This is a genomic window from Acidobacteriota bacterium (assembly GCA_038040445.1).
In the GTDB taxonomy this organism is placed as follows: Bacteria; Acidobacteriota; Blastocatellia; order UBA7656; family UBA7656; genus Onstottus_A; species Onstottus_A frigus.
On sequence record JBBPIG010000024.1, the window covers coordinates 81,224 to 96,918 of the forward strand.

The 15,695-nt window shown below is 57.2% G+C and carries 11 protein-coding genes; 9 read left to right on the plus strand and 2 right to left on the minus strand.

Going from position 1 to position 15,695, the window contains the following annotated elements:
- Window positions 1-2 precede the first annotated feature (2 nt).
- The 9 genes from AABO57_22420 to AABO57_22460 all read left to right on the plus strand — a co-directional run bounded on the left by AABO57_22420 (window position 3) and on the right by AABO57_22460 (window position 10,601).
- Window positions 3-914, plus strand: coding sequence for a TIGR04222 domain-containing membrane protein (locus AABO57_22420; protein ID MEK6288482.1), 912 nt, complete (start codon window positions 3-5; stop codon window positions 912-914).
- Window positions 911-1,756, plus strand: coding sequence for a DUF692 domain-containing protein (locus tag AABO57_22425; protein ID MEK6288483.1), 846 nt, complete (start codon window positions 911-913; stop codon window positions 1,754-1,756). Before AABO57_22420 ends, AABO57_22425 begins: the two co-directional genes overlap by 4 nt.
- Window positions 1,746-2,258 (plus strand): hypothetical protein, encoded by a 513-nt coding sequence (locus tag AABO57_22430; protein MEK6288484.1) that lies wholly within the window; start codon window positions 1,746-1,748, stop codon window positions 2,256-2,258. Before AABO57_22425 ends, AABO57_22430 begins: the two co-directional genes overlap by 11 nt.
- 250 nt (window positions 2,259-2,508) lie before the next feature.
- Window positions 2,509-3,750, plus strand: coding sequence for a type II secretion system F family protein (locus AABO57_22435; GenBank protein MEK6288485.1), 1,242 nt, complete (start codon window positions 2,509-2,511; stop codon window positions 3,748-3,750).
- Between the two features lie 123 nt (window positions 3,751-3,873).
- On the plus strand, window positions 3,874-5,469 hold the full coding sequence (locus AABO57_22440; protein MEK6288486.1) for a GspE/PulE family protein: 1,596 nt from the start codon (window positions 3,874-3,876) through the stop codon (window positions 5,467-5,469).
- A 300-nt stretch (window positions 5,470-5,769) separates the two neighbouring features.
- Entirely contained in the window at window positions 5,770-8,472 is a 2,703-nt protein-coding gene (locus AABO57_22445; GenBank protein ID MEK6288487.1) for a secretin N-terminal domain-containing protein, read from the plus strand.
- Window positions 8,473-8,522: 50 nt separating this feature from the next.
- Entirely contained in the window at window positions 8,523-9,089 is a 567-nt protein-coding gene (locus AABO57_22450) for a type II secretion system protein (protein ID MEK6288488.1), read from the plus strand.
- Window positions 9,089-9,565 (plus strand): prepilin-type N-terminal cleavage/methylation domain-containing protein, encoded by a 477-nt coding sequence (locus AABO57_22455; protein ID MEK6288489.1) that lies wholly within the window; start codon window positions 9,089-9,091, stop codon window positions 9,563-9,565. The genes AABO57_22450 and AABO57_22455 overlap by 1 nt, the downstream gene beginning before the upstream one ends.
- A gap of 97 nt (window positions 9,566-9,662) precedes the next feature.
- The gene (locus AABO57_22460; GenBank protein ID MEK6288490.1) at window positions 9,663-10,601 is read left to right on the plus strand and encodes a hypothetical protein; all 939 of its coding nucleotides are present in this window, start codon (window positions 9,663-9,665) and stop codon (window positions 10,599-10,601) included.
- 80 nt (window positions 10,602-10,681) lie between these two features.
- Here the strand turns inward: AABO57_22460 and AABO57_22465 are convergent, their stop codons facing one another.
- Together AABO57_22465 and AABO57_22470 are read right to left on the minus strand one after the other, a co-directional pair.
- The gene (locus AABO57_22465; protein ID MEK6288491.1) at window positions 10,682-13,912 is read right to left on the minus strand and encodes a M14 family metallopeptidase; all 3,231 of its coding nucleotides are present in this window, start codon (window positions 13,910-13,912) and stop codon (window positions 10,682-10,684) included.
- 209 nt (window positions 13,913-14,121) lie between these two features.
- Window positions 14,122-15,405 (minus strand): tetratricopeptide repeat protein, encoded by a 1,284-nt coding sequence (locus tag AABO57_22470; GenBank protein ID MEK6288492.1) that lies wholly within the window; start codon window positions 15,403-15,405, stop codon window positions 14,122-14,124.
- Between the last annotated feature and the right edge of the window lie 290 nt (window positions 15,406-15,695).

Here is a 15,695-nt window from a genome sequence, read left to right on the forward strand (position 1 = left end):
TTATGAACCCTTTTGAACTGCGCGGCCCGGAGTTTATAGGGCTCTACATCATTGTGTTGGCCGCCGCCTGTTTGCTGGCTTACATCCTGCGGAAGAGTGTTAAGGGCGTTGATCGGGATTTCGCTTTGCGCGGAGCCAGCCTCGACGCGTACGAAGCGGCTTACTTGAGTGGCGGCGCGAAACTCGCGACTGAAACGGCCATCGCCACGCTGCTTTGCACCAAGGCTTTTCGGTTGTCATTCGTTGATAACACGCTATCGGCTATTGCCGGAGCGCCGCGCGTCTCTCATCCGTTCGAGCAAACAGTCTATCGCATCGTCGAATCGGGCGAAGCCACCACGGTTAAGAGCATTCGAACAAAAGCTGCAGCGACGGCCAATGGGATCGCTACGCGGTTGCAAGCGTTAGGTCTGGTCATCAATGTCGAACAAAACACTAGAGCGCAAACCTTGCCGGTAATCATTTTGGTGATGGTGTTCCTTTTCGGGGCGATAAAGGTTCTCATCGGTCTCTCGCGCAATCGCCCGGTTGGATTTCTATTTGTGCTGTGTTGCCTGACCGCCTTGATAGCTTTCTTCCTCTACAAATCGTCTTCGCACCGGACAAAGGCGGGTGATGATACTTTCGAACGGCTCAAGCGTGAGAATTCGGCGTTGGAATCAACGGCAAAATCCAAACCGGAGCGGCTTGCCGCGGGAGATGTGGCTTTGGCGATGGGATTGTTTGGCATAACTGCGCTGGCATTCACGGATGAATCGTGGTCCGTGCTGAAAAGACAAATACTCCCGCCCGTCTCGGTTTCAAGCGGCGGCTCATCCTGGAGCAGCTCATCTTGCAGCAGTTCGTCTTCGTGCGGAAGCAGCGGTTGTGGAGGAGGGTGCGGTGGCGGTGGTTGCGGGGGATGCGGCTCATGAAGAACAGCGAGCCCAGTCTTGGAATCGGAATCGGTTGGCGACCCGAGCTGGCGCTTTCGATTGCGCGCGACACCACGATTGGCTTCGTGGAGATCGTCGCCGAAAACATCTCGCCCGATCGGATACCCCTTCCGCTCAGGCAACTCGCGGAGCGAGGAGTTAAGGTTGTACCGCACGGCATCTCGCTTTCACTCGGCGGCGCGGAGCCGCCCTCGAGCCAACGGCTCTCACGGATCGCTCGACTCGCCGAGGACCTCAACGCCCCGCTGGTGAGCGAACACTTTGCTTTTGTTCGCGCAGGGGGCGTCGAAGCGGGACATCTGTTGCCGGTGCAAAGGACCCGCGAAGCGCTCGATCTGCTGGTTGAGAATATTCTCGAAGCGAAAGCTGCGTTGCCAGTGCCGTTAGCGCTTGAGAACATCGCGACGCTCTTTGAATGGCCTCGAGCGGAAATGGATGAAGCGACGTTCATCGCCGAAGCGCTCGAGCGCACCGACTCGCTATTGCTGCTCGATGTCTCGAACCTCTACGCGAACGCCCGCAATCACGATTGGGACGCGAACGAGTATCTCGACAGGCTGCCGCTCGAGCGGCTCGCTTACGTTCACATTGCGGGCGGCATCTCTAGAAACGGGCTTTATCACGACACCCACGCACACGCGATTCCGGCAGCCGGGTTGGACCTGCTCGCAGAAGTCTGCTCGCGCGTTGACATACGCGGCGTGATGCTCGAACGCGACGATCACTTTCCAGAATGGAGTGAGCTCGCCGCCGAGCTGGACGCTATTGCGGAAGCCCGAGCGCGCGGCGCACGTCGAAGAGAGTTGGCTTATGTATTCTGACGCGCGAAGGAGATTGGCGGCAGCCCAACTGGAACTCGTGCGAGCTCTGGTAAGCAATGAGATCGCGCCGGCCGAGTTCGATAACTCGCGGATTCAAGCGACCGCCGACGCGCTGTTACTCAAGCGCGCGCACGCGGTAGCTGGCGCCTGGCCGAGCCTTGCGCGCTCGCTCGGCTCGGCGTTCGATGATCGCTTCGCTCTGTACTCTCGATCGAGACCCGTTGTGCAGGAAGGCGGCCCGCTTGCGGACGGTCGAGCATTTGCTCGCGAGCTTGCTCGTGCGGGTGCTGTGCAGGATGACGTGGCGCTGGAAACGCTCGCGTTTGACCTTCGCCACCGCGTCAGTTCCGATAGAGTAATCGCGCGGCGAGGCTTTTCGTTTGGCGCGAGTTTGCTCAAGCAACCGCTTCGATGCATTATCGGCATCCGCATTCCGTTGTTACGCGAGCGATGGATTAGCATCCCGCTCACAATATTCTTTGAAACACCGCGCGCCCGCTAGCGTGTAACAACCTGCTCGAACACGATCCAAAGCGCGAGTTCAGAGTTCAAGCTTCAGCGTGCTTCTCACGTTCATATGGCGAAAAGAGCAAGCTGAAGCTTGAACTCTGAACTCAAACTGACCCCTCTGCGCGCGATTGATTACCGTGGTTATGCGCCTGAGCGTTGTGGTATGATTTCGCTTGGTTTCGCACAGCCCCAGGCGCAGATGAACGGCTGCGACAGACCCGTCTTGAAGAAGGTTCAATTCGATGGCTGAGTACACTTGCAGGCTTGGGACGCCTACGGGCGAAGTGGTGACGCGAACGGTCGAGGCGACCGCCGAACGCGATCTTCGGTCGAAGCTCGAACGCGAAGGCTTTCGAGTCTTCTCGATCGCTTCGACTGGATCGGTGAACATTCGCCGGGCGTTCGGAGGCGAGCAGCACGTTCGCAAGATCAAGACGGAAGACTTTCTGCTCTTCAATCAGCAGCTCTCGGCCCTGCTGCGAGCCGGGCTACCAATACTCCAGGCGATTGGCATCCTCCGCAAACGCGTTCACAACGAACAACTCAGGCTCACTCTCGAGGACGTAGAAGCGAAAGTGCGGGCGGGCCACGCGCTATCAGAAGCGTTCGCCGCACAGGGCGATGCGTTCCCGCGCATCTACATCGCTTCGATTCTCGCGGGCGAGCGCGCGGGTTCACTCGACGAAGTGCTGCTGCGATACGTCAGCTATCAGAAAACCATCACCGAAGCGCGGCGCAAAATAAAGAAGTCGCTTGCCTACCCGGCGGTGCTCGTGGGCGCTTCCTTCATACTGGTGATGGTGCTTTCGACTTACGTTATTCCGCAATTCATGAAGCTGTACAGCGGTGTCGGCGCGCAGGAACTGCCGACCGTAACCATAGTCGTGGTCAGCACCGCTGACTTCATAAGCTCAAACCTGATCTGGTTGATACCGGCCATCGTTGGCGGATTGATCTTTATCTTTTTCTGGAGACGGACGCCAACCGGCAGGCTGACGATCGATCGCTGGATCCTGAGAACGCCTGTCGCAGGCGAGACAGTTCGTCAGATGACGATAGCGCAGTTCACTAGAAGCCTTGCGACGCTGCTGGCGGGCGGCATAACGCTGCCGGAATCCGTGGAGATCGCCAGCGAGTCGATCACCAACCGTGCGCTCAGACTCGCGAGTAGCGGCGTGCTTACAGGCATCCGGGAAGGCAGTCCGTTCACCGACAGCCTCGAGGCTTCGGGCTGGGTCTCGGAGCTTGCGATCGACATGATTGGCGTGGGCGAACGCTCCGGCGCGCTGCGCGAAATGCTCGATGAAGTCGCTAACTTTTATGATTCCGAGATCGACGTAAGGCTCAACACGATAACCACCTTCATTGAGCCGGTGATACTGATTTTCATGGGCAGCCTGGTGATGACGATCCTGCTTGCAATGTATCTGCCGCTGTTCTATATGATCGGAAACATGGGCCAGAGCCAGCCCATACCACGGTGAGTGCGGATTCAAACTAGTGGAGAGAAATCCTACATGTCAGAAACAGCCGAACAAGATACTGGCCAGACCTTATCCAGTGCCGCGGTGATTCCGGCCGAGGCCGCCGAGCGCGTGCCGTCGGAGATGACCCAGGAGGAGATCGCCGCGCGAGAGAAGGCGCGGCGCTACAGGTTGAGGTTCGTGGATTTGAAGATCGAAGAGCCGGCTTATCACCTCATTCATGAGTTGCCGGTCGAGATGATGGTCCGGCACAGCTTCGTGCCTCTGGATCGCGACGGCGACACGTTGTACGTGGCGATGGCCGATCCGACGAATCTCGAAGTCATCGACGAAATTGAAGCTCAACTGCACGTGCGATTGAAGACCGCCTTCGCCACGCAAACGGCTGTGGAAGATGCTCTGAAGCGCGGCGATACCGCGGCCCGCATACTCCAGGATGCTACCGCAGGCTTTCGCACTGATCGCATGGCGCTGGTGCGCGAGACCGAGCACGGCGAGGAAGTGCTCGACCTCGAGCGGCTCACCGGCGACGAAGAGATGTCGCCGATAATCAAGCTCGTTTACACCATCGTGCTCAACGCGCTCGAGCGCCGCGCGTCGGACATTCACATCGAAACTCGCGACTCGGACGTCGCCGTGAAGTACCGGATCGACGGCGCGCTGTACCGGGCGGCCGACCCTATCGACATCGCCCACCATCAGACGATCGTGCAGCGCATCAAGGTCATGTCCGAGCTGGATATAGCCGAGCGCCGCGTGCCGCAGGACGGTCGTTTTCGAATCATGATTCGCGGACGCAAGATTGACTTCCGCGTTTCGATAATGCCGTCGATCTACGGCGAGAACGTGGTGATCCGTATTCTTGACAAAGAGCAAATCAACGAATCCTTCCGCGACTTGAATCTGGATGTTGTGGGGTTTGCTCCGGGGGACTTGAAGAAATTCCGCAAGTTCATCTCCGAGCCGTACGGCATGGTTCTGGTGACCGGGCCGACGGGCTCGGGAAAAACGACGACTCTTTATGCCGCGCTCAACGAGATCAAGAACGAGGAAGACAAAATCATCACTATCGAAGATCCTGTCGAGTATCAGCTTCAAGGCATCACACAGATACCGGTGAACGAGAAGAAGGGGTTGACCTTCGCGCGCGGGCTGCGCAGCATACTTCGACACGACCCGGACAAGATAATGGTCGGTGAAATCCGCGATTCCGAAACTGCGCAGATCGCCATTCAGTCGGCGCTCACCGGTCACCTGGTCTTCACTACGGTGCATGCAAACAACGTGATCGATGTGATAGGCCGCTTCCTGAACATGGGCGTTGAACCGTACAATTTCGTTTCATCTTTGAACTGCGTGCTGGCTCAACGGCTCGTGCGTATTCTGTGCACGCACTGCAAGCGCCAGCATCATCCAACCGATGAGGAGCTGAACGAATCGGCGTTGAACCCGGACAAGTATCGCGGTGAAGAGTTTTATCGCTCGGTTGGATGTGAAGCGTGCAACCTTACGGGCTATCGCGGCCGGACGGCGATACACGAGCTGCTGAACGTGACTGATCACATCCGCGAGATAATAATCGAGCGTCGTCCGGGTTCGGAGGTGCGCCGCGCGGCTCGCGCCGAAGGCTTGACCTCGTTGCGCGAGTCAGCGATCGCGAAAGTGTTTATGGGCGTGACTACGCTACACGAGATCAATCGCGTGACGTTTGTTGAGTAGTCATTGGTCACTGGTCATTGGCCAGTGGTCATTGGTCACTAGCCAATGGCGATCGGTCACCGTGACCGAGCAAAGGACCAATGACCAATGACAGTATTCCGTTTATTTTGAAACCGAAGCGTGCTAGAGTGGTTTAACCAAAGCAGACACTCTTAGAAGAATGAAGCTCGATGCGGCAGCTAGCCCCGAGCAGTTCCGGGTGAGCGACAGAGGTTAAGCGCAAAACCGCGACTATCCACTGCCGAAGTTTTCAGGGGTGCGTTTTCTCCGTGGGAATATCAAGAAGCGAGGAGTAGGGCTATGGCAAAGACTCTAAGACTACATCAGACAATAGCGCTCGCGTTGGCGCTGACATTGGCGGCTCCCATTGCCGCTTTCGCGGCCGATGGCAAGAAGCACTTTAATGAAGGGATCAAGTACGAACAAAACCGCCAGTGGGACAAAGCCGCCCAGGAGTTCGCCCTTGCCGTATCTGAGAAGCCATCCAATATCGAGTACCAGCTTCACCTTCAGCGCGCGCTCGTGAGCGCTGGGACTATGCTGGTCGAGCGTGGAGACAGCCTCGCTGAGAAGAAAGACTACAATGCCGCTTACAATGCATATCGCCAGGCGTTTTCGTTTGATCCTACCAACGAGTTGGCGCTGATCAAGATGCGCAGAATGCTCGAAGCGCAGGGGCTTCCGCCCGACAATTTGCCCACGAGCGGCGACCCTGCCGGCCCGAAGTATAGGCCCGACTCGAATCTTAAGGCTTCCTACACGAGCGGCGGCAACGCTGCCACGCTCAGTCCGATGCGCGTTCAGATGCCGGCTATACCGGGGCGCCGCTTCAGCAGGACCGATGTCGTCTACCGCGACACCAATATTCTGACGGCCATCGAACAACTGGCCCAGATGATGAAGCTCAACGTGATGTTCGATCAGATGGTCGTAAATCAGATGAAGATGATCAAGATCTCTGTCGAGCTGCGCGACGTGACCTATCCCCGCGCCCTCGAGATGATCCTTAAGACCAACAATCTGATGTACGCGCAGATCGACACTCGGACAATCGTAATAGCCAGCGACAACCCTCAGCAGCGGACCAAGTACGAGCCCTATGCTGTTCGCACCTTTTATATCAAGAACGCCACCGTTGACGAAATGCGCGGGGCGATAACGGGAGCTCTGGCCACCAAGAACATAGTTCCGGTGAAGCAGTTGAACGCGCTGATTGTGCGCGACACGCCGGCTAACCTTGAGCTTGTCGAGAACCTGATCAACTCGATCGACAAGTCTAAGGCCGAAGTGCTCATTGACGTGAACATCTACGAAGTCTCGCACAATGACCTGCTCCAGATTGGGAATCAGTTTGGCGTGGACCCCTCTACGATCGGAGCCCGTAAGATAACTATTCCGGCGCACGACATAACTAAGCCCAATGGGAAGGTCAAGTCGGTGCCGGAGGAAATCATAAACGTGCCGGGTGGTGTTGGGGCTGGAGCTAAATCTCTCGGTGGTTTCGGGCTGGCAGGGGCCATAGCCGGGAACGTAGGGTCGCGTGTGCTGACTGGCCCACTTGGCCTTGCGCTTGGCCTTCCATCGTCCACGATCAGTTTCTTCCAGGATCGCGGTAAGGCGAAGCTGCTCGCTTCAACGCAAGTGCATGTGCTCGACAATGAGCAGAACACGGTGCGCATCGGACAGAGGGTGCCTATCCAAACCGCTTCGCTGCCCAGCTACAATACACCGACGGTGAGCCAGCCCACCACCGGTACCGGCGGAACTAACAACCAAACGGGCAATGTGAACCAAAATTCCTTTCTGGGTGGAGCGTTCGGCGTAGGCATCCCGCAGATACAATATGAAAACGTCGGACTCAATATCGATATAACACCGAACGTCTACGAGGACGATGTTCAGATGAAGATGAAGATCGAGTCTACCTCGATTGACGGAAGCACTAGCTCCCTCACTCCGACGTTCAGTCAGCGGCAGATGTCATCGGTGGCCCGCGTCAGGGATGGGCAGACCACGCTGGTTGCCGGAGTCAGCCAGAGCGTGGAGTCTAAGAACGTCAGGGGCATTCCGTTTATCGGATTGATTCCGATATTGGGGCGCTTCTTCGCAACACCAGATACCAGGAGTACTCAGAGCGACGTTATTATCACCGTGACGCCTCACATACTCCGACGCGCCGACATTACCGAGAAGGATCATTATGCGAGGGCCGCAGGTGATGTGAACAGCTCAAGCAATCAGCTCAAGATCGAGCAGATTCTATATCTGGCCGACCAGGAAGACGCGCAACCGAATCAGGTGGCTGAGAACCCGGCTCCTGCTGCGCCTGAAACCAAACCGCAACCAGTCAGCGCCCCGCCTCCTCCGGTCGTCAACACTCGATCAGACTCTCCCGGCGTCGTCGTCGCGCCACCGCCGGCTCAGGCGCTGAGGCCCAACGTCATAAAAATGCAGGTTTCCAAACCCGGCATTCAGACTGGCAATTCGGGAACCGGAGCCGGTTCTCAACAGGTCAATCCAGCCAACAAAGCGGTGAACGACGATGACGATGACGATGATGAGCCAGCTTCAACCCAAGCGCAGTCCGCGGCTCCGTTGACCGTCTACGTGAGACCAAATTCGGCGACGGCTACCAAGGGGCAAGATCTCTATGTTGCGATATTCGTCAACGGCAACGGCGAGGTCTCGTCGGCCCACATAACTTTGGGCTATGACGCCTCGCTGCTCGAGGTCAAGGGCGTGCGCGACAGCGGGATGTTGGGAGCGGGTTCGCGCGCCGAGCTTCAGTTTAGTTCCGACGGTGGAGTGCTAAGTATTCAGATGGACCGGCTGCAGGGGACGGGAGGCGTTCCCGCGCGCGGCCAGTTGTGCCTGGTTGTCTTCGGCGTGAAAGCACCAGGTCAGTCGCCGCTGCTGCTCAACGAAGCGCAGACTCAATTCCGCAGCTCCACCGGTCAGGCGCTGCCGATCAAGGTGCAATCGTCGCAGGTCGAAATCCGATGACCAGATCGCGACCTGCAGACCGGGGATTGCGGACTGCTGATTTGAGAAGTATGAAACAGTCAGGATTTTGGATCTTAGATTCTAGATTTTGGATTAGGGAGGGAGTACAACTTCCAATCCAAAATCCAAAATCCAAAATCCAAAATCGCAAAGACGGCTTCACCCTCCTCGAGATAATAATAGTAATCACAATCCTTTCGGTGCTAACCGCGGCTGCCATACCGATGGTGCGCAACACGGTGAGGCGCGAACGTGAAGCCGAACTCCGGCTCGTGTTGCGGCAAATTCGGCAGGCGCTCGACAGATACAAGCAATACCACGATCAAAGTAACGGGACCGCGATCCCACTAGAGTGGAAGACACCGACTGGCTATCCGAAGGACCTCAAGATTTTGGTCGAGGGTTTCATACCTGCGAACGTGGTCGGTACCAGCGACGCCCGAGTGAGGTTTTTGCGCCGCCTGCCGATTGATCCCATGACCGGGACGACTGAATGGGGCTTGAAGTCATATAAAGACAAACCCGATTCGACTTCATGGGGAGGCGAAGACGTATTCGACGTTTATTCCAAGAGCAACGGCGAGGCGCTCAACGGAACCAGGTACAAGGATTGGTAATGATAAGTAAAGGTACCTTGAAGATCGAAGATCGAGGATTGAGGATTGAGGGTGAGCCAAGCACGCCCGCGATCTTCGATCCTCAATCCTCTATCTTCGTTGCGCGCGGGTTCACCCTGCTCGAGTTGGTGATGGTGATGACCATCATCGTAATACTGGCTGCGGTGAGCGTCACCTCGTACCAGCATATCCAATTGAAAGCACGCGAAACGATACTCAAACAAGACCTCCAGGCCATGCGCAAGTTGATTGACCAGTACGCGGCTGACAAGGAAAAACTTCCGCAGTCGCTCGATGATCTGGTCTCCGCCTCCTATATGCGCGACGTGCCTGTCGATCCAATCACCGGCGACAGGGACTGGGTAGTCGATATGGGCGAGGACACTGTGTCGCGCGACGGCGGCACAGGAGTGATCGACGTTCATAGCGCTGCTGCGGGCGAAGGCAGCGACGCCATCGCGTACAAGGACTACTAGGAAAGGGTCTCGGGAAGAAAAGGTAAAGCGAAAGAGTAAGAATCGTTCTTTGTGCGCTCTTTGCTTTTACCTTTTACTTTCGCCTTTCGTCTCAAAAATGGCAGCCTTAGGAAGAATATTTCTCTCGCCGCCGGCGCCTAATACAGCAGCCGGTTTCGTCGACGACAACTTCGCGGTGGTCGATTTGCGGCGTGCACGGAGTGGTTTCTCGCTCGCCTCGAGCGCGGTCACCCAGCTCCCGCCCGGTCTGATCACCCCGGGCTTTGACACCTGTAACATTCAAGACGCGGACGAGCTTGCTCAGATCGTTGCGCAGACCGCCGAAGCGGCTGGACTCTTAAACAAGAAGCGCTGGTCGGTGGCGTTGCCCGATGCCACCGCCCGCACGCTTGTCGTCGCGCTCGACAGCAGGCCTTCCAGTCGCCGCGAGCTGAATGAAGTAATCTCGTGGAAGATCGAGCGAGTGATCGCGGCGCCTTCCAAGGATCTGTGCATGTCGCGTCAGCGCCTAAACCCCGTCGCAGGACTGGACCGCTACCTCGTGACGGCCGCGCACAAAGAAGTTCTCTCCGAGTACGAGTCCGTCTTTGCAGGACTGGGTTGGAAGGCAGGGCTGATCTTGCCGCGGCACATGGGCGAAGCGCAGTGGCTGATGTGGGATGAGGCGCCTGGCGACAAGATGCTGGTGTCCGCAAATCGAAGCGGCTTCACTTCGCTGATAGTACGAAATGGTGAACCGGTGCTCGTGCGCGCGTTCGTCTGCGAACCCGAAGCGATTGCTGATGAGCTGCATCGCTTTGCTCTTTATTACCGTGACAGATTGGTCGACGGGAGCGGCGCCGCGAACACGTTGACCCGAATGCTGGTCTTGGGGGGCATTGACTCGGCCGAAGCTCGGCGCGCCGTCGGCGACGCGCTTGACAGCGAGCCTCGCACGCTCGACCCCGGGGAGTTTGGAATGGACCTGAAAGGCGAAGCGATTCGATTCGACCAACTCGCCGGCGCAGCCGGCCTGGCAACCATCGCGTGGCGGTGAGGAAAGGCAAAAGTAGAAAGTAAAAAGGCAAAAGGGGTGATCTTCCTTTTGCCTTTTTACTTTTTACTTTTGCACTTCCTTCATCTGGTTCTTGGTTTCCCGCTCCAGATGTTGACCGCTGCTGCGGGATTGATGGTTCCACCTGAGGGCACGCCGTAAATCTCAACCGAGAGAAAGAACTTCTTAGCGTTGACCAGCCCTATAACCAGTCGAGCGTCCACGGTCTCGCCGGGTGACAGCGCGTTATCGGCGCCCGCGTCAATCGTCTGACGAGCTCCCTCAGTCCATCTTGATTTGGGATCGCGCGTCAGCAGCACGTGGCGGGTGAGCTCGGCGACTCGAAGGAACGGATTCAATATGGCACTGCTGCCGCGGTTGGTGATCTTCAAGTTGACAGTCAGGCGCGATGCTCCGCTCGCGGTGCTCGCTGGATCATTTGAAGACGTGTCCGACCAGCCCAGATCAAGTCTCTCGGAAGACACAAAACTGATATCTAAGTTTGAACCGACGTTCCGCCCAATAGAGAAGTCTGCCTGGCTGGCGGCAAACAAGAAATTGAGCGATGTGGGTTCATATGCCAGAAGGCGAATGCGCGCTCGCGCCGTGGAAACCCGCGGAATACTGACCTCGTAGCGTTGCGCGTTAGAAGGTATGTTTTCCACCAGCGATACATAGCTCTCGCCGCCGTCAGTGGAAAGCGATAGCGATTGGGGGAACCCAGGAGCATTTGGCGAGGTCCAAACAACCGTGTAACTATCCTCCCCGGCGAGACGCTCGCCGCCGTTGGGCGAGGCGATGAGAACGTTCGGGTAATCGCCGCGCAAGCCCGGCCCAATCACATGCTGGGTGTCAATCCCACCGTTATTGCCCTCGCCCGACGAGCCTTCGTAGTTTTGCCAGCGACTGACTCCGGCCGTGTAGGTTGCGGTAGTGGCAGGCACTGCGTCGAGGAGGAAGGCGAGCGGGTCAGTTGCCGAGACCGCAAGCTGCCACGGGCTGGTCAGATTTTCGTCTCCAATCACGACTGTCTCGCCAATCCACGTGTCGTCCGCATAGACCGCCTTCTGCCAGCCTTCGTTTTCATTGATAGCAGAGAACGTCACTTCGTCGAGCCGGGCATCCCGGCCGAGCGTTGCTCGCGGCGCCAGCGAGGTGTTCATCGGCCTTGAGAATTGCAAACGCACTTGTAGCCGGCCAGGCTCGATGCCGGCGAAGCGTGTGTCAACAACCATCTGCCGCTTGTTGGCCGGGTCATCAGGAGACGGGGACCAGTGTGCCGAGTAAACAAGCTTCGAGAAGGTGCCATCGGCCGCAATCGTGGATGCTTTGACCGATTCGAGAATCGGGGGACCGGCTGCCCAGTTCAGCAGCGATCTGGCGCCAGCCCAGTTCTCGCGATTCACGACTAGTATTTCGCTCTCAGGCACAGTGAAATCGCAACAAGCGGGACGCATCTCGATAACGAAAGGCGCCGGCACCCGATTGACCCCGTATGCGTAGTCAATCGACGACCCCGTCAGCGCATAAAGATCAACCGCCTGTTCAGGCCGGTAACGCACTTTGTCCACGCCGAACACCGCATCCGACATTCGCTGTCCAAGCCTTGAGAGAGTGTTGGCGTCATCAGTTCCAAAAGGCGCGTAGCCCCAGGGATAGAGAATCAGTTGAGAATAATTATGATAATCGAGCTGCGCTCGGAAACGACGGCTGGGATCGTCGACGAGCGTTTTGAGGGCCTTCACTTCCGGTTCGCTTTCCGGCGCAGGCCCGCGATAGATTTCGCTTCTGGGATCATCGCTGGCCCCAATGTCGTCTTTGAGACAGCTTCGATCCTCTGAGCAGTAGTCAGCGCACGGCGCGTCGTCTCGGAGTCTCCACTGGTAGTTGTAGTTGCGATTCAGGTCAACGCCTATTGATGAAGAACAATTGCCGAGTGAGATGGGCCTGCGGTTCTTGCGCCACAACCGAACCGGGTCCACTTGATCGTTGGGCGAGTTTTGAGTATATGTCAGCCCATCGGGATTCATTATCGGAACTATCCAGACTTGCAGATGGTCAACAAGATACTTTATCGAGTCATCAGTCGCGTAACCGCTCAGGAGTTGATTGGCGATATAGACCGGAGATTCGACGGATATCCACTCGCGGGCGTGGTGGCACCCGGTGATCAGCACATCGGGCTTGCTTGCGTCGTCCACCGAGGCGTTCTTGCTGATCTTGAGCGCGAATATCTCTCGACCTTCGAAACTCGATCCCAGCTTGGAATAGCGCGCCAGATCGGGATGCGAAGCAGCAAGGTCCTTGAACTCGGCTACTGTGTCGTCATAGCTATGAAACCTTCCGTTTGCCAGCGACATGCGGAGATCGCCCGCAGGCACCCGTTTCGCACGGCGGCCGGCGTCGAAGTTCTTGCCCGGGAAAAGACGCGGCGCGATGTCGGCGAACTCCTCCGGGGTATAAAACCCAGCGAGCTTATAACCGCGACGCGTGTATCGCTCGGCTATGCGCGCGTCGATCGACGCAGGGGATCCGTCCGACGGAAAGATGTCCAGATACGCTATGCGGGATCCATCTCGCATCAGTATGTCTTCGCGGTCGCCCAGCCAATCCGAGTAGCCTGACGAGACTGCTGCGCGGTCCGCAAGGTCAATGACAGCGATGCGCATCTGCGATCCCGAATCAGCGCCGGCAGACTGATACTGAGGGGTGATCGCTTGAGCAACGACGTCTCCGCTTGCGCGCGCTTTTTGCCAATCGGCGACTGAGCTATAGAGGATCTTTGTGTTCATGCCCGCGCTTTGAAGGCGGTCGATCAAATACGGCGGCGCTGCTGCAACGGTTTGAGTATCGCCGGCAGACCAGATAGTGACATCGAGGCCGTTGGAATCGGCGAGGCGCACGACTTCATCAGCAGTTGCGTTAATGCGGGTGATCTGGGGAATGAACTGCTTGCGCGCAAGCTCCGCTTGAACCAGGCGATACTCGCTCCACGCCTCACGTTGAAGTACCGGGTCAGCGTTGGCTAGAGCGGCCTGCCAGACGTCGAGCGCGCCAGGCTCATCGAGGCGAGCCAGAGCTGTCAGCGCGTCTCGAAACTCGGTCGAACGCGTCGAGGTAAGACGAACCCGCAGCCCCGCCTGTCTCAAGCGGCGTTCGTCATTCCGCGCAATAGAGCGCTTCGGTGTTCGACTCGAAACGGCGGAGACGGAAGCTGAAAGAGAGGCGCTCGCCAAAAGCACGGCGCAGGCAGCCAGGACTGCGCCGGCCACCACCAATTCACGATGGAACACGCTCTTTTTCGTCTGCTTCATTCCTGTCCCGATAAACAAGGGTGTACCAGAAGCCCACAACCAAGGTCAAGACTCCTCCAATCGATCCTTAAGTCTACTGATTCAGTGGTACGCGTCGGGCGCTTCAATCCTGCGGGAAAGAAGCCCGGGGGGCGGGTTACGGAAGAGCACCGGATGCGGTGGCTCTTCCGTTCAAAACTCTGCTGCACTCGGTGGCGGGTTGAACCGCGCTAAGGCTTCTTGGCGCGCCTCGTGGGAGCAGGCTTCTCGGCTTCAACCTTGTAAGCGTTTTTGACTCCCTCGAGCGCATCTTTCACGATTGGCACCCGCTTGTCTGTTGGGGGCGCTTTCGCCACAAAGTCGGCCAACGTATTTGCGCCTTCCTGAATCTGGGCTCTTTCACTGCCCGCAATGAGTGTGAGTCCCAAACCGTAAAGCGCGTCGACGTAGGTTGGATCAGCGGCGAGAACTTTCTTGTATGCAGCCACTGCGTCCTCCGTACGGCCCGCCGATCGAAACATGTCGGCCTTTAGAACGCCCCACTTATTCTTATTTACGGTATCAAGCGCTTCGGCTTTGTCCAACTCCTTCAAGGTATCTTCAATCAGGTCAGCCGCCCCGTAATACTCGACAAGTAACATCGCATTCTTCCCGAGCATGTTGTAGTAAATCACCAGGTCATTGTTGAGGTTCGGATTGTTCTCTGCTGTGTCTTTCGCGGCGAGCCCTAGCGCTTTCTTAACCGCGGCTACCGCGGCCTGGAAATGCGCCTTCGCTTCCGGTCGTTGCTTCTTATTGAAAAGGTCCACGCCAACCTGATAGTGAGCTTCGGCCAGATTCGCGTTTGCCCTGTAGGCAAGCATGGCCATAGCGGCGTGCTTGCCCGGATCGACGGTGGCGGCTTGCTCGAACTCACTCATCGCATTCTGATAGTTCTGAGCCTGCATCATCTCGATGCCTGCATTGTAATGCGTTCGAGCCTGGTCAAAGCTCGACTGAACCTCCTGGCTCTCTTTGACTTTGGATTCGTACTCTTTCTGAGCGGCTTCCGCTTTGGCCTTGTCCGCTGGAGATGCGGGCCTCCCTGCGCCCGGCTGTGCCCCGCCTCCACTCTTCTGTTGGCCAAGAGCCTTCTGCACCTCCTCAAGCGTGAGCGCGTGCCCGTCTCCGGGATCCAGGATCACATCAACGACCGGCATCTGCGATATGCGAACGTTGTTCAGATAGGTAGGTGCTGCCCCGGGAGCGGAGACCACGAATAGGTATGTGCCCTGCAACGGCAAGCCGAGTCGAATATAGTGACCGTTCTTGTCGGTCTTGACACCCTTGAACTGACCCTTGATGTCGATGCGATACATGTCAACCACAGCTTCAGCGACGGGCTTCGTTGAGCCGTCCGCGGCCTTGATCCTGACGGTTCCCTCGACCTGTGAGGTTTGCGCCGAGACTGCGGCCGACAAGAAGGCGAGTGCGACCGCGAACTGGGCGACTCTCAAAAGACTCTTGCGAAACATTGAAATTCCCTCCATCGGCTTGCGGGCTAACATTCGCTTACCCGGTGACTATGATGCCTCAGTTCAAGCGCTGGTTGGCACAGGACTGATGGCGCAAGCACTCACTTTTGATGACCTTTATGCTCAAAAACTCAGAGTATATGCAGTCTATATCAGCACTCGATCAGTGTCAACGGAGCAGCAGATCTGCAGGATCGATGTTGACTCACCAACGTGGTTGCCGGTTGCGACATTCAACAGAGATCCGCGGAGCAGGCACAATTCAACTACAATTGACAAACGCATGAAGA